Below are 949 nucleotides of genomic sequence, written 5' to 3'. Positions count from 1 at the left end.
GAGTACCGTCGCGTCGCCCTTCGAAAACAGAAGGGCTCGACGCAGGAATTCCTCCATCATCGGCCCAAGGATGAACGCCAGCAACATCGGTGCCGGCTCCGCATCGAGCCGTCGGAAGATGTAGCCAGCCACACCGAACAGAGCCATTCCATAGACGTCGAAGACGTTGTTGTTGACGCTGAACACCCCGATCGTACAGAACAGGATGATGATCGGAAACAGAAAATGGTACGGAATAGCGATCATCCGGACCCAAAGTCCAATCAGTGGCAGGTTGAGCACCAGCAACATGAGATTGCCAATCCACATCGAGGCAATCAGCCCCCAGAACAGTTCCGGCTGGTCAGTCATGACCGAAGGTCCGGGCTGGATACCTTGAATAATCATGGCGCCGATCATCAACGCCATCACGGCGTTCGAAGGGAGTCCAAGCGTCAGCATTGGAATGAAAGAGGTCTGAGCGCCCGCGTTATTGGCGGACTCCGGACCAGCGACGCCTTCGATCGCCCCCTTGCCGAATTGCTCTGGATGCTTCGACATCTTCTTTTCAAGAGCATAGGAGCCAAACGAGGCAAGAGCCGCGCCGCCACCCGGAAGGATCCCAAGCAGAGATCCTAGAGCCGTTCCGCGAAGGATGGGCGCGATAATGCGCCCCCAATCCTCTTTAGTTGGCATGAGGCCGGTCACTTTTTTGGTCACGACTGAACGATCGGTCTCGTCTTCCAGGTTAGCAATGATCTCGCCAAGTCCGAAAACACCCATGGCTATAACGACGAAATTCAGGCCGTCGGCTACCGAGGTCATTCCGAACGTGTATCGTGGCACCGCGGAATTGACATCGGTTCCGACCATCCCAAGCAGCAGTCCCACAAGGATCATGCCGAGAGCGTGCAGAAGCTGCCCGGATGCAATGACAATCGACGCGATCAGACCCAGAACCATCAGCGAG

The 949-nt window shown here is 56.2% G+C and carries 1 protein-coding gene; it reads right to left on the bottom strand.

All coding sequences use genetic code 11. From position 1 onward, the window contains the following. Positions 1–949, bottom strand: a 949-nt coding sequence (locus C9413_RS32425; protein WP_170251625.1) for a tripartite tricarboxylate transporter permease, incomplete at both ends; no start/stop codon positions are given.

This window comes from Rhizobium sp. SEMIA 4085 (genome assembly GCF_013004495.1).
Lineage (GTDB): Bacteria > Pseudomonadota > Alphaproteobacteria > Rhizobiales > Rhizobiaceae > Rhizobium > Rhizobium gallicum.
This window is presented reverse-complemented; position numbering and strand designations above follow the sequence as displayed.